Source organism: Winogradskyella sp. (assembly GCF_025210595.1).
In the GTDB taxonomy this organism is placed as follows: Bacteria; Bacteroidota; Bacteroidia; order Flavobacteriales; family Flavobacteriaceae; genus Winogradskyella.
The window spans coordinates 1-22,167 of the sequence record NZ_JAOARH010000063.1; the positions used below are offsets into that span (position 1 = coordinate 1).

Consider the following 22,167-nt stretch of genomic DNA (forward strand, 5'->3'; position numbering starts at 1 on the left):
AGGTACAGAAAATCCAGAGTTTTATAACTTACTAAAAGCTCATCAAATAAATTTTGAGGTGGCTTGCTCTTTGGTATTGTTAAGTACTAGTCAGTATTAGGTTAATGGCAATAAAAGTGATAAGATTGCTTTTGGAAAATAGATGAAGCTGATTATTATTACTAATCTAATTTAGGTTTATATATAAGTAATAACCCTAAAAACATTAATAATCCATTAATAATTAATATTTCAAAGCCAATTTCATAACCATTAAAAAGTTCTTTAGAATAAATATTAAGTATATAAGAAGCTAAAGGCGCAACTAAAGCTATAATCCAAACATATTTGTCTTTAATTTGAGATTTAGTTAATAAACCAAAAGCAAATAACCCTAAAAGCGGTCCGTAAGTGTAGCCAGAGGCTTTAAATAATTCCCAGATAACCGAAATATCGGTAAATATTACATCGAATAAAATAATAACAAGTATTAAGACAATGCTAAAACCAATATGCACTTGTTTTCTAATGCGTTTTCGTTCTATTTGGTCTTTGTTTTCTATGTCAACAATATCAATACAAAAAGATGTAGTTAGCGATGTTAATGCAGAATCTGCGCTAGAGTAAGCAGCAGCTATTAATCCTAATAAGAAAAAGCCAGAAGTTATAATGCCAATTTCTGGCAGCATGGCAATGGTTGGGAATAAGTCGTCTTTTTTTGCTGTAATGCCATTGGCTACTGCATATTGTGTAAGCATTAAACCTAAGGTTAAGAAAAGAAGATTTACAAAGATGAGCACAACACTAAAAGTAATCATGTTCTTTTGAGCATCTTTTAGATTTCTACATGTTAGATTTTTTTGCATCATATCTTGGTCTAAGCCAGTCATGGTAATTGTTATGAAAATTCCAGAGAGAAAGCTTTTCCAAAAATATTGAGGATCATTTCCATTGCCAAAAAAGAAGACTTTACTCAGCGTACTGTCTTTAACATTATCAACAATTTCAGAAACACTATTAAGGTCTAAGGCAGAGGCTAAAAACATAATGGTAACAATAACCGAAACTAACATAAATAATGTTTGTAGTGTATCAGTAAATATTATAGTCTTTATTCCTCCTCTAAAAGTATATAGCCAAATGAGAGCAATAGTTATAATTACAGTTATAGTAAATGGAATGTTAAACGTGTCAAATACCAAAAGCTGTAAAACCTTAGCAACTAAAAAAAGCCTAAAAGAAGCACCAACAGTTCTAGATATTAAAAACGCTACAGAACCTGTTTTGTAACTTACTGTGCCAAACCGATCTTTAAGATAAGTGTATATCGAAGTTAAATTTAATCTATAGTAAAGTGGTAGTAGAACATAGGCTATAATAATATAACCAAAAAAATACCCAAATACTACTTGTAGATACCCAAATTGTTTGGTTTCTACAGCACCAGGAACAGAAATAAACGTAACACCAGATAATGATGCACCAATCATTCCAAAAGCAACCAAATACCAAGGAGCAGATTTGTTGGCTTTAAAAAAAGCAGCGTTAGAATCTTCTTTTCCAGTGAAATAAGAAATCAATACTAAAACAGCAAAGTAACAAGCAATTAAAATTAATATTGAAGTAGGGCTCATAAGTGTATTCTTTTATGAAAAATTTTATGAAAAATAGTACATTTGAAAAAAAAACCTACTTAAAATTAAATTTTTATGAAAAAGATATATACACTTACAATATTTGTAATGTTAGCTCTTAGTGTTTCTGCACAAGAATACAAGCAATTGATTACCGAAGGAAACCATACCGTAGAATCTATTTCTAGCGTTGCTGAACAGCATTTTGATTCTATCGGAAGAGGAAAAGGAACAGGTTATAAACAATTTAGACGTTGGCAATATTTTGCAGAACGAGCTATGGATGAAACAGGAAAATTAAAATCATCTGAGTTTTATTATAACGAATTACAAAATTATAATGCCAATTTTAATAACGAAGGATTGGCTTCAAGAACAACAGTTGGTACTTGGGAAGAAATGGGACCAACATATTGGAATGCAACTTCTGGTTGGAATCCTGGAGTAGGAAGAATAACCTCATTAGCTGTAGATGAAACAAACTTAAACCATATTTTAGCAGGTAGTGAAACAGGTGGTGTTTGGAAGAGTGTTGATGGAGGTGCTACATGGTCGGTTTTGTCAGATAATCTTGCTAATATAGATGTTTATGCTTTAGCTATAGACCCTAATGATAGCAATACTTATTTTTGGGGTTCTACTAATGGAACAATTTTTAGATCTATAGATGGAGGAGCTACTTGGGCTTTACATGGTAATCTTTTTGCTGGTGTGGTTAATAAAATTATAGTAGATCCTTCTAATTCCTTAAAGGTGTATGCTAGTGTTCAAGGTAGTGGGTTATATAAATCTATAGATGGCGGATCTACATGGAATTCAATTAGTTTTATACCAACAGGTACGGGTTATGATTTTGAGTTTAAGCCTAATGATTCTAATGTAATATATGCTTCTGGGAATGCATTTTATGTCTCTACTAATGGCGGAAATAGTTTTTCTCAGGTTAGTGGTGTTGGAGCAAATGCATTTTCAAACGGACCAAAAATGATAGGTGTTTCTGCTAATGATCCAAATGTGGTTTATGTTGTAGAAGCTAATGGTGGGATTTTTGGGGGACTATATGTGTCTAATGATAGTGGTAGTAGCTTTACAAAATTGACTCATACACAAAATTTTTTTGGGTACGATTCTAATGGTGATGATGATAGTGGACAAGCTCCAAGAGATATGGATATAACAGTTAACCCAAACAATGTTAATGATGTGCATATAGCAGGTATTAATACATGGAGATCAACTAACGGTGGAGCTAATTTTAGTATTACGTCTCAGTGGGTGCCAAGCACTGCTAGTAATTTAGGTATAGGGTATTGTCACGCAGATGTTGATATTATGCATTTTGCAGGGACAGGAGCAAGTGCAAAACTTTTTGTTGGTACAGATGGTGGTATATACAGGGCAGATAACCCTAATGTTGTTAATTCAAATTATTATACAGATTTAACACCAGGGTTAGGTATTAGACAATTTTATAAAATAGGTGTTAGTCAAACAGATCCAGTTGTAGTTACTGGAGGTTCTCAAGATAACGGAACTTCAACGTTGAGAGAAGATGGTAACTGGACAGATTGGCTAGGTGCTGACGGAATGGAAGGTTTTGTAGATAAAAATGATACGTCTATAATGTATGGTACAACCCAATTTGGTTCTATGAATAGAACTCAATATACTTTTTTAGGAAATAGCTTATCTAGTTTGACACAGCCAGACGGAAAAGGTGGTGACTTTAATTGGAATTGGGTCGTGCCTTTTGAGCAAGATCCTTCAATACAAAACACAATTTATGTAGCTTTTGATGAGGTTTATAAATCTAACGACGAAGGTTCTAACTGGACATCAATTTCACCAAATTTTAGTGCAGGCATAGACCATCTTAAAATTGCACCTAGTAATAATCAAATAATCTACATTGCTATAGATGGAGTTTTGAGATATACTTTAGATGGTGGTGCAACTTGGGCGGTGTCACCGTTAAATTCAGTAGGGTTTATAAATGATATAGCAATACATCCAACTAATCCTTCAAAAATTGCTGTTGCAGTTACTGGTAGTGAAAAAGTATATTACAGTGCAGATGGTGGGCAAACTTGGTCTTCTATGTTGTTTAATTTGCCTGGCTTTTCTGCCCAAGCAGTAGTTTGGCAAAATAATGACAATGAAGGTTTGTATGTTGGTATGAATTACGGAATATACTATACAGATAATAGCTTAGGAAATACTTGGGTGCCTTTTAATAACGGATTACCTAATGTTAGAATTAATGAACTAGAAATTAATACAGCAGATAATAAAATATATGCAGCAACCTATGGTAGAGGTTTGTGGAGATCTAATGTTTATGATGCTTCATTAAGTGTTGAAGATTTTGAATTCAATGATTTGTCAATGTACCCAAACCCTGCAACAAATGAAGTAAATCTAAAGTGGAATAAATCTGAAGATGTAAGTATAAGAATTTATGATACGCAAGGAAAAATAATGTTCTATGGAAAGAATATCAACCTGTATAATGAATTTAAAATAGATGTGACTTCTTTTAATGATGGAGTTTATTTTGTAAAACTTAATAGTAATAAGGGAGAAATCACTAAAAAATTAATTCTAAAATAAAAACAAATTAAGTATAGTAAAGCCCAAATGTAAACCAAAACGTTTGGGCTTTTTTTAGTTCTAAAATACGTACCTTCGCAGTTATGGAATTTTCCTCAAAACTTTTAGAAAATGCAGTTAACGAAATGTCGCAATTGCCAGGTGTTGGTAAGCGAACAGCATTACGTTTGGTACTTCATTTATTAAGGCAGCCAGAACATCAAACATTTCAGTTATCAGATGCTTTGTCTAAAGTAAGAGCGGAAATAAATTTTTGTAAATCGTGTCATAATATTAGTGATAAGGTATTATGCGAAATATGCGAAAACCCAAATCGTAATAAAGAATTAGTTTGTGTTGTAGAAGATATTAGAGATGTTATGGCAATAGAAAACACAAGTTCTTTTAAAGGGTTGTACCATGTTTTAGGAGGTAAAATTTCACCAATGGATGGTATTGGCCCACAAGATTTAAACATTAATTCTTTAGTGGAAAAAGTAAAGACAGATAAAGTAAAGGAGCTAATTTTTGCAATGAGCCCTACAATGGAAGGCGATACGACCAATTTTTATATTTTTCGTCAAATTCAAGATTACAATATTAAAACATCTACTATAGCTAGAGGAGTTGCAGCCGGTAATGAATTAGAATATACAGATGAAATTACTCTAGGACGAAGCATTGTAGATCGTATTCCTTTTGAAGCTTCTTTAAAATCGTAAATGGCACCTTGTGAAGTTATCTGTAGTCATACTCAATTATAATGTACGTCATTTTTTAGAGCTCTGTTTAAGAAGTGTAAAAGCAGCAATTAAAGATATTGATGCAGAAATTATTGTTGTAGATAATAATTCTCTAGACGATAGTTGTAGTATGGTGAAGCTATTATTCCCTGAGGTAAATTTAATAGAGAATAAAGATAACTGTGGTTTTTCAAAAGGAAATAATATTGGAGTTAAAGTTGCCAAAGGAGAGTATTTGTGTATTCTAAATCCAGACACAGTTGTAGCAGAAGACACATTTGTAAAAGCACTTCAGTTTGCTGAATCAAAATCTAATTTAGGTATAGTTGGGTGTCAGCTTTTAGATGGTATAGGTGAATTTTTACCAGAAAGTAAACGGCATTTACCAACAGTAAAAGTTGCTTTTCTAAAACTCTTAGGCTATTCTAAATTTTATTACACAAATACATTAAAACCTAATGATATTGGTAAAACAGATATTCTTGTTGGAGCATTTATGCTTTTAAAGCAATCTGTTTATAATGAAGTAAATGGTTTTGATGAAGATTATTTTATGTATGGTGAAGATGTAGATTTGTCCTATAAAATTTTAAAAGCAGGTTATAGTAATTATTATTTCGGAAAAACTTCCATACTGCATTTTAAAGGAGAGAGTACATTAAAAGATAAAACATACGCAAAACGCTTTTATGGAGCAATGGAGATTTTCTATAAAAAGCATTTTGGAAGAAACCCAATTGCATTAACACTAATGAAGTTTGTTTTAAAAATAGCTTCAAAAAAAGGAAATACAAATAAAGAAAAGGGAATTGAAATTGATAAAAGCTTTATTGTTTCAGAATCATTAAATGAGCAATTAAAAACAAAAATAAAGCAGCCAATGACATTGGTTTCAAGTTTAGAAGAAGAAATGCCTAATAATACTCAAATAGTTTTAGATATAGGCTATTTAAGTTACAAGTCTATAATAGAATATATGAAAAGTAATGCGTTATCAAAGCAGAATTCATATAGGTTATATGTTAGTCCTAGTAACTTTATGCTCGGAAGTGATAGTAGTGTGAGTAGAGGCGAGGTAGTGCACTTCTGATTTTTTATTGAATAAAAATCAGTAAAACAGACTGTTTTTTATTAATTTTGCATCCGATTAAAGAATAAAGACCTACAAAATAGAGATATGGCAAAGTTTGAACTCAAGTTACCTAAAATGGGAGAAAGTGTTGCGGAAGCAACGATAACCTCTTGGCTTAAAGATGTTGGCGAAACAATTGAAGCCGATGAAGCTGTTTTAGAAATTGCAACAGATAAAGTAGATAGTGAAGTACCAAGTGAAGTAGATGGTGTTTTATTAGAAAAACTATTTGAAGTAGATGATGTAGTACAGGTAGGGCAAACCATTGCTATAATAGAAACTGAAGGAGGCGAAACAGTAGAGGTAACAGCACCTGTAGCTGAGCCAGTAAAAGAAGAAGTACCAAAAGTAGTAGCTGAAGTTGCTAAAACTGTAGAGGTAGCCAAAACAACTGTTGAAGCTGTCGTATCTTCAGGCGATCGTTTTTATTCTCCTTTAGTAAAAAATATTGCTAAGCAAGAAGGCATATCTCAAGCAGAATTAGATAGTATTGCTGGTACAGGAAAAGATGGTCGTGTAACTAAAAACGATATAAAATCTTATTTACAATCTCGTAGTTCAGTACCTGTTGCTACACCTCAAGCAGCACCTGTAGTAGAGCAAAAAATAGAATCTACTCCAGCGCCAACTAAAACTGCAACGAAACCAAAAGAAACTCCAGTTGTTGTTTCTGGAGGTGATGAGATTATAGAAATGACTAGAATGGGTAAACTCATTTCTAAACACATGGTAGACTCGGTTCAAACCTCTGCACATGTACAGTCGTTTATAGAAGCTGATGTTACAGATATTTGGAACTGGAGAAACAAGCATAAAAATAGTTTTAAAAAGCGCGAAGGTGAAAACTTAACCTTTACTCCAATTTTTATGGAGGCGGTTGCTAAAGCCTTACGAGATTTCCCTATGATGAACATTTCTGTTCAAGGAGATAGTATTATAAAAAAGAAGCATATCAATTTGGGTATGGCAGCTGCTTTACCAGATGGTAATTTAATTGTTCCTGTAATTAAAGATGCAGATCAATTGAATCTTTTAGGTATGGCTAAAAAAGTTAATGATTTAGCAAATAGAGCTAGAGAAAACAAATTAAATCCAGACGATATACAAGGAGGAACTTATACTGTTACTAATGTAGGTACATTTGGTAGTATAATGGGTACACCAATTATCAACCAACCGCAAGTTGGAATTTTAGCTTTAGGAGCTATACGAAAAGTACCAGCAGTTATAGAAACACCACAAGGCGACTTTATAGGCATTCGTTATAAAATGTTTATGTCTCATTCTTACGATCATCGTGTAGTGAATGGTGCACTTGGAGGACAGTTTGTAAAAGCTGTTAAAGAGTACTTAGAAGCTTGGGATTCTAATAGAGAAATATAACTAAATACCTGCAAAGGCAGGAATCTTAAAATAGAAAATCAAAAAGCATAGTTTTAAAACTATGCTTTTTTTTTAAATCGAAAGTTTTTAGTGCTTACAAATTCATAGCAGTATTATTTGTTTTTTTATAATCACGTAGTGCTTTTTAGCAAATCTAATTACGTTATTAAAAAAAATAATTTTAATTCTCTTTTTGATGAGTAGTTATCTTGCTATTCATTCTTTTTAAAATATTAAGTAGACTTTTGTTATTGATTAAGCGATTTTTTTCAATATTCATCCTGTATATAAGTAAATTCCATATTGTAATATCTTTTGATAAGGCAGAATAATCATTTTCGTAATCATTGCTGTATTCAAGCTTTTCAAAATTTAAAAGGGAGCTATCGTAATTCATAAAATCAATATCAAGAAAGTTTATTTTGTTTACCAATTTTGGTAATAATATGTTTTCGCTAAAAGATTTTAATTTTGAATCATCTAAATCGGATTGCTTTCTGTAATACTCTAATAATTGAAATTGCTCTCTTAAGGATATATCTTTAATTGAGGTTAAATAGCCTTGTTTTAAGAATTCGTCAATAACAGGGAAAAAGAAAGTTTGTTGCTCGTTGTCATTAAGAAAGATTAAGTTCTTAATAAATAGGCTATCTGTTTTATTATTTGCTATACTATTTAAACAATACTTAATGCCATTTACTAAACTGTCTGAGTATATATTATTGTTTTCAATTAGTTTTATTGCTATATCTGCTTCTTCACTTATTCTAGAATAATAATTCTCAATCTTTATCTGCTTTTTGTTCTTGTCATTTAATTTATTGATTTGTAAGCCAATTACAATACCAATAACAACTAATATTATTTCTCCTAGGGCATAAAGTAAGTATTTTCTAAGTCTAGTACTCTGTATTGCAGACATTCTTTTTAGATTAAAAATTTTCATATTACTGAACAATATCTATTAGTTTCAAATATAAAATCTTTCACTTGTATTTTTTAATAAGTTTTAAATGAGTTATAAGAAGTCTTAAAATAGAGTAAGTATAATAAACTGCAGAGTTTTGTGGTGCTTTTAGATTCATAATATTATTTATATTCTCATTATCTTTGATTCGTAAAATAACGTATATGCAACTCAATCTTAATAAACCCATCTGCTTTTTTGATCTTGAAACAACAGGAATCAATATTTCAAAAGATAGAATCGTAGAAATATCAATATTAAAAGTACATCCTAATGGAAAGGAAGAAACTTACACTAAACGTGTAAACCCTACAATTCCTATTCCACCAGAAGTAACCCAAGTTCATGGTATTTCAGATGCAGATGTTGCTGATGCACCAACGTTTAAAGAGATTTCTAAAGAAGTATATAATTTAATAAAAGATTCAGATTTAGGAGGTTTTAACTCTAATCGTTTTGATATTCCTTTATTGGCAGAAGAAATGCTTCGTGCTGAGGTAGATTTTGATATGAAAAACAGACAATCTGTAGATGTACAAACTATTTTTCATAAAATGGAACAGCGTACATTAAGTGCTGCATATAAATTCTATTGCAACGAGAATTTAGATGATGCACATAGTGCAGAAGCAGACACAAAAGCCACTTATGAAGTTTTAAAAGCACAGTTAGAGCGTTATAAGGATTTAGAAAATGACACAAAGTTTTTAGCAGAATTTAGCTCGCGTAAAAAATTTGCTGACTTTGCAGGTTTTTTAATTTATAACAAAGAAGGAGAAGAGTGTTTCTCTTTTGGCAAGCATAAAGGAAAACGTGTTGTAGATGTTATGGAACAAGAGCCTGGTTATTTTGGTTGGTTGCTCAATGCCGATTTCCCTCTGTATACTAAAAAAGTGTTAACTGCTATTAAGTTAAGACAGTTTAATAATAAATTGAGCTAATAAATTCCTACGTAGGCAGGAATCTATTTGTAGCATGAGACTTTTAGTATACTTATTTTCATTTTTTTTGTTTTCACAAGAGCAAACAGCAAAGGGCTTTGTTTTAGACAAAGAAACTGACAAGGTAATACCATATGTCAATATTTCTATTCTAGAAACTCAAACAGGAACATCTAGTGACGATGATGGAAGTTATAAGCTAACTATAAATAGTCAGGACTTAGATAAAAAAGTTCATATTTCATCCCTAGGTTATAAGGATACTACGTTAACAGTTAGCTCTTTTGTGAAATTGAAAGCGGTGTTTTTAAATCCTGTAGCTGAAGAACTTGATGAAGTTGTTGTTTCTAATAAGTTTGAAGAAGAGTTTTTGAGAGTGAAGCCCTTTTCTAAAAAAGACTTATATGGAGGTTTTGGTATGGGAAAGAAACCATGGCAGATTGGTCTTTATTTTCCATTTGATAGCACTTACTTGCAAACGGCATATATTAACAAAATAACAATATTGTTAAGTAAAGGTCTAGGCTTTAAAAGAAAGGCCTCAAAATTTAGAGTTAGATTATTATCTATTTCTCAGGATTCATTGCCTCTGCAAGATTTAATTAAGGAAGGAATAATTGTTACAGCATCAAAAAAACAAAAGGTAGTAGAGGTAGATATTTCAAAATATGATATAGATTTTCCTGAAAACGGAATTTTTGTGGTTCTTGAAGGTTTAGCAATACCATTTAATGAAATAGAGAGAACCTATACAATGATTGATGTGAATGGAGAAAAATCGAAGATTAAAAAGGAAACGGGTTATGTGCCAAGTTTTAAAGCATTTTTAAGTGAACCAAATAAGTTTTTATTAGTTCATTATGGAAATGGTAAATGGTGGAAACATAAACTAACTCATCCTGAAAAGAACAAAACATTTGTTCCAGCAATATCCTTAACTTTGTCTAACTAATCTAAGAAGTCTAAGCATCTAATTTATATGAAACTCATTTGTATAGGTCGTAATTACACAGACCACATTAACGAATTAGAAAACGAAAAACCAACTGATCCCGTTGTGTTTTTAAAACCAGATACGTCCATTCTTCTGAAAAAAATGCCTTTTTTTATTCCAGAATTTTCTAACGAGATTCATCATGAAGTTGAGGTTTTGGTGAAAATTAAAAAAGTAGGAAAATACATTGATAAGAAATTTGCACATAAATATTATGATGAAGTTAGTCTTGGCATAGATTTTACAGCACGCGATCTTCAAGCAAAGCTAAAATCTAAAGGATTACCTTGGGAAAAAGCAAAAGCTTTTGATGGTGCTGCGGTTATAGGAAAGTGGTTGCCTAAGACACAGTTTCAAGATATAAATACTATAAATTTTAGCTTAAAACAAAACGATGAAGTTGTACAATCTGGGAACACAAAGCTTATGTTATGGAAAATTGATGAACTTATAGAATATGTCTCAAAATATTTTACTTTAAAAATTGGAGATGTTATCTTTACAGGCACACCAGCAGGAGTTGGTAAGGTTTTTGCAAACGATATATTAAAAGGATATATTGAGGACGAAGAAATGTTTTCAATTAAAATTAAATAAATGGCAGAACATTATAAATTAGATCGTGTACGAGAAATGGCAGATAACGACGAAGATTTCGTTATGGCACTAGCAGCAGCTTTTATAGAAGAAGTTCCAGGAGATGCAGAACGTTTAAGAAAATCAGTACCAGAAGGTGATTTTTATGAAACTTATCAGGCAGCTCACAAAATGAAACCTACAATAGAATTATTTGATTTGGGTGTTTATGATGAGCTAATAGAAGTACAGGATTGGGGAAAGTTTGAGCAGCGAGATAAAAATGTAGATGTTCAGCTTCAAAAAGTGTTAACTGCAGTAGAAAATGCAACCAACGAAATAAAAGCCGATTTCGGATTATAAATGCAAGCAGAGATTATAACAATCGGTGATGAAATCCTCATAGGCCAGATTGTTGATACCAATTCAGCGTTTTTAGCAAAGGAATTCAATAAGATAGGTGTTTCGGTTTATCAGATTACGTCTGTTCAAGATGATAAAATACATATTTTAAAAGCTTTAAAAGAAGCGGAAGAAAATGCGGATATTGTCATAATTACAGGTGGATTAGGGCCCACAAAAGACGATATTACAAAGCTTACCATTTGCGAATATTTTAATGATTCTCTAATAGAAAACAAAGAGGTCTTAGCTAATGTAGAAGCTCTTTTTTCAAAATATATTTCAACTCCCATATCAGATTTAAATAGGCAACAAGCATTAGTCCCTTCAAAAGCAAGAGTATTAATGAATCGTTTGGGTACTGCACCAGGTATGTGGTTAGAGAAGAACGGAAAGTTGTTTGTTTCGCTTCCAGGAGTGCCTTATGAAATGAAAGCTTTAATTAAAAATGAAGTTATACCTGCATTACGTTCGCAATTCAATTTTCCTTATATAAAGCATAAAACCTTATTGACTTACGGTTTAGGCGAAAGTGCCATAGCAAATCGAATAGAAGGCTGGGAAGATGCATTGCCAGATTTTATTAAACTCGCTTATTTGCCAAATTTAGGAAAAGTACGCTTGCGTTTATCTGGTAAAACTTTAGATAAGTCATTACTAGAGACAGAGCTTGAAAAGCAAATAGGATTATTACTACCTCAAATAGAAGATATATTTGTTGGTTTTGAAGAAGAAACATCTTTAGAAGCTATTATTGGTAAACAATTAACCGCTTTAGGAAAAACCGTTTCTGTAGCTGAAAGCTGTACAGGTGGGCAAATAGCAAAAGCAATTACAACTAATGCAGGCGCCTCAAAATATTTTAAAGGCGGTATGGTGAGTTATGCAACAGAATCTAAGGTTAATATTTTAGATGTTTCTGCCAAAACGATAGATGTTTATTCTGTAGTGAGTAAACAAGTAGCAGAAGCTATGGCAATGAATGTTCGTAAGTTGTTTAATTCCGATTTTGGAGTTAGCACTACAGGAAATGCAGGACCTTCTAAAGGAGACTCTGATGCTGAGGTAGGAACAGTTTGTATTGCAATTGCAACAGAAAGTCAAGTATATTCTGAAGTTTTTAATTTTGGAAACCATCGCGATAAAGTAATTATAAGAGCAACCAACAAGGTTTTTGAAATGCTTCAAAAAGAAATTTCGAAAAAGTCATAAATTGATTTTGCTAAACCTCAAAGTTTTACTAAATTTGCACCCTGTTTAAAAATATCCTATGGATTAGGGTTTGTAAATAAGCAGAAAAATAAACACACTAAAGAAAGAATACAATGTCAAGAGTTTGTGAACTTACTGGGAAAAAAGCGATGGTAGGAAACAATGTTTCTCACGCAATGAATAAAACAAAACGCAAGTTTAACGCAAACCTAATTAAGAAGCGTTTTTATATTCCTGAGGAAGATAAGTGGGTAACGTTAAAAGTTTCTACAGCTGCATTAAAGACTATTAATAAAATTGGTATTTCAGCAGCATTAAAAGAAGCTAGAGCAAAAGGATTTTACAAATAATATAAAAGATACCCACTTACGCGGGCAATATTATGGCAAAGAAAGGAAATAGAATACAAGTTATCTTAGAGTGCACAGAGCACAAAGCTTCTGGTAAGCCAGGAACTTCTAGGTATATTACAACAAAGAACAAAAAGAATACGCCAGACCGTATGGAGATTAAGAAATTTAATCCTATCCTTAAGCGTATGACAGTACATAAAGAGATAAAATAAATAAATCATGGCAAAGAAATCAGTAGCGTCTTTACAGACAGGATCAAAAAGATTGACAAAAGCTATAAAAATGGTGAAATCTCCAAAAACTGGAGCTTACATGTTTGTAGAATCAGTAATGGCACCAGAATTTGTCAATGACTTTTTAAATAAAAAATAATCTGCATATACATGTAGACTTTATAAACTGCTTTCATTAGAAAGCAGTTTTTTTTTGTTATGTTTTGATTTAAAGCTTGTGAGGCAACAGCTTAATGTGCAATGAATACTATTTGTTGCAGTAGAATTTCTTACAGATATACTAAAAAATATTAAATTATATTTGGGAAAATCTGACAACTTTGCAGTTTGTTATTAAAGGCAAGATTGTTGCTTTAAGTTTTAAGCGTTTCTACTTATGTTATTTAATAACTCCCAATGACAAAAAGGGTTTTAGTAAAACAACATTCTATAACGCAGCGTATAATAATTAAACAAAAAACGATTACATTTTACTATGAGTTTTTTTAAAAAAATATTTTCTTCAGAGAAGAAACAAACCTTAGATAAAGGACTAGAAAAGTCTAAAACCTCATTTTTTACCAAATTAAACAAAGCAGTTGCAGGAAAATCTAAAGTAGATGATGATGTTTTAGATAACCTCGAAGAGGTTTTGGTAACCAGTGATGTTGGTGTTAATACAACACTTAAGGTTATAGAACGTATTGAAGAACGTGTTGCAAAAGATAAATATCTTGGCACTTCTGAGTTAAACAGAATCCTTAGAGAAGAAATAGCAGGTTTATTATCTGAAACCAATATAGGTGAAGAAACAGATTATACTATTCCAGAATTGCCAAAACAAGATAATGGTAAAAAGACACCTTATGTGCTTATGGTCGTTGGTGTTAATGGAGTAGGTAAAACAACAACCATAGGAAAGTTAGCTTATCAGTTTAAGAAGAAAGGCTTAAAGGTTGTGCTTGGTGCTGCAGATACCTTTAGAGCAGCTGCTATAGATCAATTACAAGTTTGGGCAGATAGAGTAGATGTGCCAATGATAAAACAAGAAATGGGTTCAGATCCTGCTTCTGTAGCGTTTGATGCTTTGCAATCTGGTGTTAACCAAGAGGCAGACGTTATTATTATTGATACTGCAGGTCGTTTGCATAATAAAGTCAATCTTATGAATGAGTTATCTAAGGTAAAACGTGTCATGCAAAAGGTCGTTGGAGATGCTCCACATGATGTATTGTTAGTTTTAGATGGTTCAACAGGACAAAATGCTTTTGAGCAAGCGAAGCAATTTACGGCTGCAACAGAAGTAACTTCATTAGCAGTAACCAAATTAGACGGAACAGCTAAAGGTGGTGTGGTAATTGGTATAAGCGATCAATTTAAAATTCCTGTAAAATATATAGGAGTAGGAGAAGGTATTGAAGATTTGCAAGTCTTTAATAAATATGAGTTTGTAGACTCGTTTTTTAAGTAACAAAACTATGTTTGTCATGCTGAATTTGTTTCAGCATCTTATAGATTAAATTAATACGAATATAGACCTCATAGGTTTCAAAAAACCTGTGAGGTCTTTTTTGTATTTTTATAAAAAAATACTAGCTATGAGATATATTCTATGTTTTCTTGTGTTTACTTTTATTGTCTCCTGTAAAGACCCAAAAACACGAGAGGCAAGAGAACCAATTTCTAAATCTGAAACCATTGAAACTATATCGTCTAATGAGAGTTCTGATTTAAGCGCTATTTCTACTAAAGACTTTAGAGAATTTAAAGTTTTAGACTCAAATCACATAACAAAAGAAAAAATCTGGGCTGAGATTAATCCTCAGATGGAAGTTTTTACAGAAGCAGATTATTTGCGTTTAAAGCCTTTTATTTTAGAAAAGGGCATTCATCAACTTCAAGCTTATAGAATAGAGGGTAAGTTTACTTATGAAGAGCTAACTAAGTTTTATTTATATCGTATCAGAAAATTTGATAGAGAAAATGACTTTTCATTGAATTCAGTGATTTCAATCAATCCTAATGTAATTAAAGAAGCAAAACAAAGTGATCTAGATTTTAGAAATAGGATGGAAAAGCATCCTGTTTTTGGAATGCCAATTCTTCTAAAAGATAATATTAATACTTCTGGTATGGCAACCACAGCTGGCGCAGTGGCTTTAAAAGATAACATTACAGAGGATGCTTTTATGGTAAAGCAACTGAAATCTAAAGGCGCATTAATACTTGGTAAAGCTAATTTGAGTGAATGGGCTTATTTCTTTTGTGGTGACTGCCCAAGTGGTTATTCTGCTATTGGAGGGCAAACTTTAAATCCGTATGGCAGGCGAATTATTGATACAGGAGGCTCAAGTTCTGGAAGTGCAGTAGCAGTAGCAGCAAATTTTTGTGTTGCAGCTATAGGTAGCGAAACAGCAGGTTCTATTTTGTCTCCTTCAAGTCAGAATTCGGTAGTAGGTTTAAAGCCAACAATTGGCTTAGTAAGTCGTAGCGGAATAGTACCTATTTCTTCAACCTTAGATACTGCAGGACCAATTACTAGATTTGTTATAGATAATGCGATTGTATTAAGTGCAATTTACGGATACGACAAAACAGATTTTAAGTCTAAATATATTAACGTACAAGATGCTAACTATTTAATAAATCCAAATGTTAAATATAACTTGCAAAATAAACGTTTTGGAGCACCTAAACGTTTGTTAGAAGATACTTTATTTGTAAAGGCGCTTAATATTTTAAAGCAACAAGGAGCAGAAATTGTTGAGATTGAGGAAGAACAAGTTGAACTTCCAAATTTTATTAAATTACTCAATCTCGATATGAAAAGAGATTTACCTGTTTACATGGAAAATTATGCTAGTAAGAATATATCGTTAAGAACAGTTTCTGATGTGATGACTTTCAATTTAAAAGATTCTTTAAAAACAATGCCTTATGGGCAAAACTTATTCAAAGGTATTGTAGAAGATAACGGTAATTCTGACTATTTAGAGCGTGTTAAAAACAATCTAAAAGCAAATGGAAAGCAGTATTTTGATATTCCGATGAAAGCGCATAATCTTGATGGCTTTCTTTCTATAAATAATTACCATGCTGCATTTGCTGCAGTAGCAGAGTATCCAGCCATAACAGTTCCTATGGGTTATGCAAATAAAGGTGAACCCAAGGGATTAACATTTATTGCAAAACGCTTACAAGAAAAAAACTTGCTAAAATGGGCTTTTATTTTTGAAGGTGCTTCAAGAGCTAGAGTTGCACCAAAAGATTATAATTAGTTAAATTCAAAACCCAAAATCATTCCCTATCTTTGCCGTCTGATTTTATAAAAAGGCATGAGAACGAAGACGCTTAAGAAAAATAAAATAAATGTGGTTACCCTAGGCTGTAGTAAAAATGTTTACGATAGTGAGGTGTTAATGGGACAATTAAAGGCGAGTGGAAAAGATGTAGTGCATGAACAAGAGGGGAATATAGTTGTTATTAACACATGTGGTTTTATTAATAATGCAAAAGAAGAAAGCGTAAATACTATTTTGCATTATATGAACAAAAAAGAAGAGGGAGATGTAGATAAAGTGTTTGTTACAGGATGTTTAAGCGAGCGTTATAAGCCAGATTTAGAAAAGGAAATACCAAATGTAGATCAGTATTTTGGTACAACTGAATTACCTCATTTATTAAAAGCATTAGGTGCTGACTATAAACATGAGCTTATTGGAGAGCGTTTAACCACAACTCCCAAAAACTATGCTTATTTAAAGATTGCTGAAGGTTGTGATAGACCTTGTAGTTTTTGTGCCATTCCCTTAATGAGAGGTAAGCATAAAAGTACACCTATTGAAGACTTAGTAGTTGAAGCTGAGAAATTAGCCGCTAATGGTGTAAAAGAGCTTATCCTTATTGCTCAAGATCTAACTTACTACGGATTAGATTTGTATAAAAAGCGAAATCTTGCAGAATTGTTAGAAAACCTAGTTAAGGTAGAAGGTATAGAGTGGATTCGTTTACATTATGCCTTTCCTACAGGTTTTCCGATGGATGTCTTAGATATTATGAAAAGAGAGACAAAGGTTTGTAACTATTTAGATATTCCGTTGCAGCATGTTTCAGATACTATTTTAAAAAGTATGCGTCGTGGTACAACAAAAGAAAAAACCACTAAACTAATTCAAGATTTTAGAGTTAAAGTACCAGAAATGACAATAAGAACAACACTTATTGTTGGTTATCCAGGAGAAACCGAAGAGGATTTTCAAACTTTAAAGCAATGGGTAAAAGATATGCGTTTTGAGCGTTTAGGATGTTTTACCTATTCTCACGAAGAAAGCACACATGCCTATAACTTAGAAGACGATGTACCAGAAGAAGTAAAAATGCAACGTGCTAATGAAATTATGGAGCTACAATCTCAAATTTCTTGGGAATTAAATCAAGCTAAAATAGGGCAGGAATTTAAAGTGGTTATAGATCGTAAAGAAGGCAATTATTTTGTAGGTCGTACTGAGTTTGATTCACCAGATGTAGATAACGAAGTACTTATTGATGCAACAAAAGTTTACCTAAAAACAGGTGAATTTACAACGGTTAAGATTATTGAAGCTGAAGATTTTGATTTATATGGCGAAGTAGTGTCTTAAGCTCATATTTATTTTACGTTTTTAAATCATTATTTTATTCTACAACATATATTGAGTAATAAGCATAACAAAGCATAGTCTATGTGCTTTTAGTAAATAGTTATTTAGATTTCTTCACGAATATTAAGTTAATCACTACACTTATTTCTTGAAAATCTTCAAAAAAATATTCTATATGTTACAGTAAACATTAAATAATTACTTTAACAGATTATTAAATATTAATGCTATATTAAGCTTGTAATAAAATCATTACTTAGCTAAAATTATATCTGTATGCTCTTCCTAGAAGAGTATATTACTGCATATATTTTAAATCTGCTATTGAGCTCATGAAAAAGGTCTACTTCACTACTGTTTTTTTAATCTGTTTTTTGTTGTTGCCAATTAGTATGTTAGCGCAAAATTCTAAAATCGATAGCCTTAATATAGAGTTGCAAAATCATAAACAAAAAGATACAGTCCGTGTTATAATTCTTAATCAGTTAGCTTATCAACATTACAGAAATAATCCACCAAAAGCTGTAGAATATGTTGAGCAAGCAGCAAAACTTGCAGATGAAATAAGATTTATAAAGGGTAAAGCTCGAAGTTTTTATTTAAAAGGCGCTATTTACATGGAACAGGCCAACTTTAATGTAGCCATAGAAAACCTCGAAAAAGCAAAGCAAACGTATAAATCTATTAATGACATAAAAGGCATCGCAAAATGTAATAATGTTTTTGGTATTTTATATTATTATAAGGGAGATAATAATCTAGCTCTAGAGTATTATAATGAAGCATTAAGTTTAGAAGAGAAGTTTGGTAAAAAAGATAACGATGCATTATTATTAAATATTGGAAATATTTATTCGCATACAGGAGAATATCAAAAAGCTCTTGAGAATTTTGAAAAGGCATTGGTAATACACCAAAAAAATAATGATTCTCATGGGATACTTAATTGTCTTAATTCAATAGGTAGTATATATTACAGGCAAGGTAATTATCCGTTGTCATTGAAGTATTACAATGAGTCTTTAGAAGTTGCTAAAAAAGCTAATGACTCTATAGGCATATTTCAATCGTTTATAAATACAGGGAATCTGTACAGAATGCAAAACCTAAATAACAAAGCATTAAACTTCTATAATAAAGCATTAGCAATAAATGCTGCTCATCACAACAAAAAGAACATTACTGGTTTAAAAAACAACATAGCAGGAATTTATTATGATGATTATAAATTTGATATTGCGATTACATTTTTTAAGGAGTCTATTGCCATTAGTAGAGAAATTGGTGATGACATTAATTTAGCTACAGGTCTAAATGGCTTAGGCTTTACATACTTTGAAATGAAAAAATATGATAAGGCTTTACGATATTTTAAGGAGGCAAATACAATAACATTAGAAATTAATCAACCGTTTGATTTATTAGATTCATACCATGGTATGGCAGATACTTATTATGGTATAAAGAATTATGATTTAGCATTAATTAATGCCAAAAAATTAGCACAACTATCAGATGAGTATGAATTTTTAAGACATAAAAAAAATGCACATTTGTTGCTTTCTAGAATCTACAAAAAAACTAACAACTATAAAAAAGCATTAGAAAGTTATGAGCAATTCAAAATACTAAGCGATAGTATTTTTAATGAAGAAAATATCGAAAAAATTACTCAATTAGAATATGAGTACAAATACAAACAGCAAATAGATTCTTTGAATATTAATGAGTTAAAGCTGACAAAAAAAGTGCTTACTACTTCTCAAGATTTAGAAAAATCTCAGCGTAATTTGTTTTTAGGCGTTATAGGATTTTTAGCAACAGCCATAATTTTAGGTAGTATCATTTTCTTTTTAAAATTGAGAAATGAAAAAACCAAGACCCAAAACATAGCCATAGAGCAAAAACTATTGCGGTCTCAAATGACACCTCACTTTATTTTTAATTCACTATCTGTTTTACAGGGCATGATACTGAATAAAGAAGACAAAAAATCAGTGTTTTATTTGTCGAAATTTTCAAAATTGTTACGAATTACCTTAGAAAATTCTAGAGATAAATTAGTGCCTCTTAACCAGGAATTAGAAGCAGTAAATAACTATTTAGAACTTCAAAATTTGGAAGACAATACATCTTACGATTATACTATTTTGGTAGATAAAGCTATTGATGAGCCCTTGTTTAAAATACCACCAATGCTTATTCAACCTTTTGTTGAAAATGCCATTGAGCACGCTTTTAAAAATCAAAAAGAAAATAGAAAGATTGACATTCAGCTTAACTATTTAAAGAATGATTTAATATGTACCATTACAGATAATGGTATTGGTATAGATGTGCCAAATGGCAACCAACGAAAAGACAAAAAGTCATTGGCCACAACCATAACCTCAGAGCGATTAAAAATGTTGTCTAAAGATTTTAATATAAAAGGATCTGTAGTAATTGAGGATAGAAATAAATACAACGAACAAGGCACCATAGTTACTTTGGTAATTCCTTATAAAAAAGAAGTGGTATAATGCAATCATTAATTGTTGAAGATAAGGCCTATATAAGAAAGGGTTTGCTTAATTTATTAGAGTTAATTGAAACAGACGTGCAAGTTGTTGGTGAATGCGAGTCTGTAAAAGAAGCTATTATTGTTGCTAACGCTTGCAAACCAGAACTTATTTTTCTAGATATTAATTTAACTGATGGTAATGCTTTTGAATTTTTAGAACAAACCGAACATTTAAACTTTAAAGTGATATTCATTACTGCTTATGAAGAATACGCCCTACAAGCATTAAAAATGGGAGCAGTAGATTACCTTCTAAAACCTGTTGATATTGACGAGTTGGTTACTGCATTAGATAAAGTGAAACAATTACCAATCACAGCGCAAAAAGAACAAATTAATGTTGCTAAACAGGTATGGAATAAACAAAATGATAAGCTAATTTTATCGTTACATGATAGTTTTCAGGTGGTTGATTTAGAAGAATTAATGTATTGCGAATCTGATAAAGGTTATACCACGTTTTATTGTAGTGATGGTAAAAAGCATGTAGTTTCAAAAACATTAAAAACTTTTGAAGAACAGCTTAATGCTGCAAATTTTGTACGTCCGCATCAATCGTTTATGGTCAACTTAAAATTCATAGATAAGTATGATAAGTCTGGTATCATTTATTTAAAAAACGGAAAAAAAATTCCAGTATCTTCTCGTAAAAAAGAACAGTTTGTTTCTGCGTTTTTAAATAGAAAAGTGGAATGATGTTTTTTATAAAGTATAACATCTCATATCTCAATTCTAATTTCTAACCTCCATTTTCAAATATCTTTTAAAGTATTACGCTTATGGATTGGTGTATGTCATAAATATTTTCGCTATTTCTTTCCTCGCTAATGCATCATACATTTATTCTATTAATATAAAATAGAATGAAATTATGACCTCAAAACTACCACAATTAAGAGCATTTGTTCTTGTTACAATTGTTTTACAATTTATAACATCTTGCGGAAACTCAACTAGTAATCAACCTGCTACAGAACAAGGCTTTGCCACCATTGAAAATGCACTAAAAGACAAGTTTGGTGATAATGCTTATTACACCGACCTAAGTATTACTTACAGTGAATCTATAGGTAATATAATTGGAGTAACTGTTACAGAAAATCCAGAGTCTTTAAAAATGGGACAATGGAATTTAACTCAAGATAATTGGCAACAAAACTCGGATATTACTATTGAAGTGCCTCAAGGTACAAAAGCAGCTGATTATATGTTTCAATTAGGGAACACAGTAAGTCTAAGTAAATTAGGAAGCTTAGTAGAGCAAGCTTCTCAAAAGCTTAAAGATGATAAAGGTCTTAAAAACCCAACCTTAAGTATTGCAGCATTAAATTTTCCAAACAATGGCAATGCTTCCCAAGCACAATATGCCATTATACTAAAACCAGAACATGGCGGCACATCATTTCAGTTTTATTATAAGCTAAATGGTGAGCTTATAGACATGGACTATTAATCACATCAAATTTACCTATTAATTTAAATCTTATTATTATGAAGAAACAATTACTCGTTTTATTAGCATTTTGTATATCTATACTAGGATATGCGCAAACATTTTATGAACTAGACAATAACAACAATACTTTAGAGTACGATATCATATCTGCCACAGAAGTTGCCGTAAAAGACTATATTTCTGGAGGAACAGATATAGATATACCTTCAACAGTTGATAATCCTAATGATGGTATCACATACAATGTTACAAGCATTGGGATTTTAGCTTTTTTAAATAACGGATTAACTAGTGTTATAATACCAAATAGTGTTACAAGTATTAATACAGGTGCTTTTCAGGGTAATTCACTTACAAGTATTACAATTCCAGATGGAGTAACACTCTTAGG

21 protein-coding genes and 1 pseudogene are annotated in these 22,167 nt (G+C 31.5%); 20 read left to right on the top strand and 2 right to left on the bottom strand.

Features of this window, described 5'->3' with window-relative positions; all coding sequences use genetic code 11:
* A pseudogene (locus N4A42_RS06485) lies at nt 1-100 on the top strand (CoA-binding protein); the annotation flags it as partial.
* A gap of 61 nt (nt 101-161) precedes the next feature.
* Here the strand turns inward: N4A42_RS06485 and N4A42_RS06490 are convergent.
* Nucleotides 162-1,613 (bottom strand): sodium:solute symporter, encoded by a 1,452-nt coding sequence (locus N4A42_RS06490; protein ID WP_294071577.1) that lies wholly within the window; start codon nt 1,611-1,613, stop codon nt 162-164.
* Nucleotides 1,614-1,688: 75 nt separating this feature from the next.
* On the opposite strand from N4A42_RS06490, the gene N4A42_RS06495 reads away from it, so the two are divergent.
* The 4 genes from N4A42_RS06495 to N4A42_RS06510 all read left to right on the top strand — a co-directional run bounded on the left by N4A42_RS06495 (nt 1,689) and on the right by N4A42_RS06510 (nt 7,460).
* Complete coding sequence (locus N4A42_RS06495; protein ID WP_294071579.1) at nt 1,689-4,223, top strand: T9SS type A sorting domain-containing protein; 2,535 nt, start codon at nt 1,689-1,691, stop codon at nt 4,221-4,223.
* Between the two features lie 83 nt (nt 4,224-4,306).
* Complete coding sequence (gene recR / locus N4A42_RS06500) at nt 4,307-4,924, top strand: recombination mediator RecR (RefSeq protein ID WP_294071581.1); 618 nt, start codon at nt 4,307-4,309, stop codon at nt 4,922-4,924.
* Nucleotides 4,925-4,934: 10 nt separating this feature from the next.
* Entirely contained in the window at nt 4,935-6,035 is a 1,101-nt protein-coding gene (locus N4A42_RS06505) for a glycosyltransferase family 2 protein (protein WP_294071583.1), read from the top strand.
* A gap of 87 nt (nt 6,036-6,122) precedes the next feature.
* Complete coding sequence (locus N4A42_RS06510) at nt 6,123-7,460, top strand: dihydrolipoamide acetyltransferase family protein (RefSeq protein ID WP_294071585.1); 1,338 nt, start codon at nt 6,123-6,125, stop codon at nt 7,458-7,460.
* A 181-nt stretch (nt 7,461-7,641) separates the two neighbouring features.
* Here N4A42_RS06510 and N4A42_RS06515 read toward each other — a convergent pair whose 3' ends face one another.
* On the bottom strand, nt 7,642-8,382 hold the full coding sequence (locus N4A42_RS06515; RefSeq protein ID WP_294071587.1) for a hypothetical protein: 741 nt from the start codon (nt 8,380-8,382) through the stop codon (nt 7,642-7,644).
* Nucleotides 8,383-8,591: 209 nt separating this feature from the next.
* Here N4A42_RS06515 and N4A42_RS06520 point away from each other — a divergent pair, with 209 nt between their 5' ends.
* The 15 genes from N4A42_RS06520 to N4A42_RS06590 form a co-directional block, all read left to right on the top strand.
* Entirely contained in the window at nt 8,592-9,368 is a 777-nt protein-coding gene (locus N4A42_RS06520) for a 3'-5' exonuclease (protein WP_294071589.1), read from the top strand.
* 34 nt (nt 9,369-9,402) lie between these two features.
* Complete coding sequence (locus N4A42_RS06525) at nt 9,403-10,320, top strand: carboxypeptidase-like regulatory domain-containing protein (protein WP_294071591.1); 918 nt, start codon at nt 9,403-9,405, stop codon at nt 10,318-10,320.
* Between the two features lie 27 nt (nt 10,321-10,347).
* Complete coding sequence (locus N4A42_RS06530; protein ID WP_294071593.1) at nt 10,348-10,959, top strand: fumarylacetoacetate hydrolase family protein; 612 nt, start codon at nt 10,348-10,350, stop codon at nt 10,957-10,959.
* A complete protein-coding gene (locus N4A42_RS06535; protein ID WP_294071595.1) occupies nt 10,960-11,301 on the top strand; it encodes an Hpt domain-containing protein in 342 nt (113 codons plus the stop codon).
* Nucleotides 11,302-12,552, top strand: coding sequence for a competence/damage-inducible protein A (locus N4A42_RS06540; RefSeq protein ID WP_294071597.1), 1,251 nt, complete (start codon nt 11,302-11,304; stop codon nt 12,550-12,552). It abuts the gene before it with no gap.
* 113 nt (nt 12,553-12,665) lie between these two features.
* Nucleotides 12,666-12,902 carry a 50S ribosomal protein L28 gene (rpmB, locus tag N4A42_RS06545; protein WP_294071599.1) on the top strand — a complete coding sequence of 79 codons (237 nt, stop codon included), beginning with the start codon at nt 12,666-12,668 and terminating at the stop codon, nt 12,900-12,902.
* A gap of 32 nt (nt 12,903-12,934) precedes the next feature.
* Complete coding sequence (gene rpmG / locus N4A42_RS06550; protein WP_179346045.1) at nt 12,935-13,117, top strand: 50S ribosomal protein L33; 183 nt, start codon at nt 12,935-12,937, stop codon at nt 13,115-13,117.
* A gap of 7 nt (nt 13,118-13,124) precedes the next feature.
* The gene (locus N4A42_RS06555) at nt 13,125-13,277 is read left to right on the top strand and encodes a DUF4295 domain-containing protein (protein ID WP_008271041.1); all 153 of its coding nucleotides are present in this window, start codon (nt 13,125-13,127) and stop codon (nt 13,275-13,277) included.
* A gap of 336 nt (nt 13,278-13,613) precedes the next feature.
* Nucleotides 13,614-14,588 carry a signal recognition particle-docking protein FtsY gene (ftsY, locus tag N4A42_RS06560; protein ID WP_294071608.1) on the top strand — a complete coding sequence of 325 codons (975 nt, stop codon included), beginning with the start codon at nt 13,614-13,616 and terminating at the stop codon, nt 14,586-14,588.
* A 127-nt stretch (nt 14,589-14,715) separates the two neighbouring features.
* A complete protein-coding gene (locus N4A42_RS06565; RefSeq protein ID WP_294071611.1) occupies nt 14,716-16,395 on the top strand; it encodes an amidase family protein in 1,680 nt (559 codons plus the stop codon).
* 57 nt (nt 16,396-16,452) lie between these two features.
* Nucleotides 16,453-17,757, top strand: a complete 1,305-nt coding sequence (gene rimO / locus N4A42_RS06570; protein ID WP_294071615.1) for a 30S ribosomal protein S12 methylthiotransferase RimO — start codon at nt 16,453-16,455, stop codon at nt 17,755-17,757.
* 332 nt (nt 17,758-18,089) lie between these two features.
* Nucleotides 18,090-20,279 carry a tetratricopeptide repeat protein gene (locus N4A42_RS06575; RefSeq protein ID WP_294071618.1) on the top strand — a complete coding sequence of 730 codons (2,190 nt, stop codon included), beginning with the start codon at nt 18,090-18,092 and terminating at the stop codon, nt 20,277-20,279.
* Nucleotides 20,279-21,016, top strand: a complete 738-nt coding sequence (locus N4A42_RS06580; protein ID WP_294071621.1) for a LytTR family DNA-binding domain-containing protein — start codon at nt 20,279-20,281, stop codon at nt 21,014-21,016. The genes N4A42_RS06575 and N4A42_RS06580 overlap by 1 nt, the downstream gene beginning before the upstream one ends.
* Before the next feature lie 175 nt (nt 21,017-21,191).
* Nucleotides 21,192-21,773: a hypothetical protein gene (locus tag N4A42_RS06585; RefSeq protein WP_294071623.1), complete on the top strand. Its 582-nt coding sequence runs from the start codon at nt 21,192-21,194 to the stop codon at nt 21,771-21,773.
* 38 nt (nt 21,774-21,811) lie between these two features.
* On the top strand, nt 21,812-22,167 hold a 356-nt coding region (locus N4A42_RS06590; RefSeq protein ID WP_294071626.1), incomplete at its 3' end, for a leucine-rich repeat protein.

Coding starts and splice junctions, on each gene's coding strand:
- ftsY (WP_294071608.1), top strand. CDS start 13,614: ATGAGTTTTTTTAAAAAAATATTTTCTTCAGAGAAGAAACAAACCTTA.
- N4A42_RS06555 (WP_008271041.1), top strand. CDS start 13,125: ATGGCAAAGAAATCAGTAGCGTCTTTACAGACAGGATCAAAAAGATTG.
- N4A42_RS06530 (WP_294071593.1), top strand. CDS start 10,348: ATGAAACTCATTTGTATAGGTCGTAATTACACAGACCACATTAACGAA.
- N4A42_RS06515 (WP_294071587.1), bottom strand. CDS start 8,382: ATGTCTGCAATACAGAGTACTAGACTTAGAAAATACTTACTTTATGCC.
- N4A42_RS06580 (WP_294071621.1), top strand. CDS start 20,279: ATGCAATCATTAATTGTTGAAGATAAGGCCTATATAAGAAAGGGTTTG.
- recR (WP_294071581.1), top strand. CDS start 4,307: ATGGAATTTTCCTCAAAACTTTTAGAAAATGCAGTTAACGAAATGTCG.
- N4A42_RS06525 (WP_294071591.1), top strand. CDS start 9,403: ATGAGACTTTTAGTATACTTATTTTCATTTTTTTTGTTTTCACAAGAG.
- N4A42_RS06575 (WP_294071618.1), top strand. CDS start 18,090: ATGAAAAAGGTCTACTTCACTACTGTTTTTTTAATCTGTTTTTTGTTG.
- N4A42_RS06535 (WP_294071595.1), top strand. CDS start 10,960: ATGGCAGAACATTATAAATTAGATCGTGTACGAGAAATGGCAGATAAC.
- N4A42_RS06565 (WP_294071611.1), top strand. CDS start 14,716: ATGAGATATATTCTATGTTTTCTTGTGTTTACTTTTATTGTCTCCTGT.
- N4A42_RS06495 (WP_294071579.1), top strand. CDS start 1,689: ATGAAAAAGATATATACACTTACAATATTTGTAATGTTAGCTCTTAGT.
- N4A42_RS06585 (WP_294071623.1), top strand. CDS start 21,192: ATGACCTCAAAACTACCACAATTAAGAGCATTTGTTCTTGTTACAATT.
- N4A42_RS06520 (WP_294071589.1), top strand. CDS start 8,592: ATGCAACTCAATCTTAATAAACCCATCTGCTTTTTTGATCTTGAAACA.
- rpmG (WP_179346045.1), top strand. CDS start 12,935: ATGGCAAAGAAAGGAAATAGAATACAAGTTATCTTAGAGTGCACAGAG.
- rimO (WP_294071615.1), top strand. CDS start 16,453: ATGAGAACGAAGACGCTTAAGAAAAATAAAATAAATGTGGTTACCCTA.
- N4A42_RS06540 (WP_294071597.1), top strand. CDS start 11,302: ATGCAAGCAGAGATTATAACAATCGGTGATGAAATCCTCATAGGCCAG.
- N4A42_RS06510 (WP_294071585.1), top strand. CDS start 6,123: ATGGCAAAGTTTGAACTCAAGTTACCTAAAATGGGAGAAAGTGTTGCG.
- rpmB (WP_294071599.1), top strand. CDS start 12,666: ATGTCAAGAGTTTGTGAACTTACTGGGAAAAAAGCGATGGTAGGAAAC.
- N4A42_RS06490 (WP_294071577.1), bottom strand. CDS start 1,613: ATGAGCCCTACTTCAATATTAATTTTAATTGCTTGTTACTTTGCTGTT.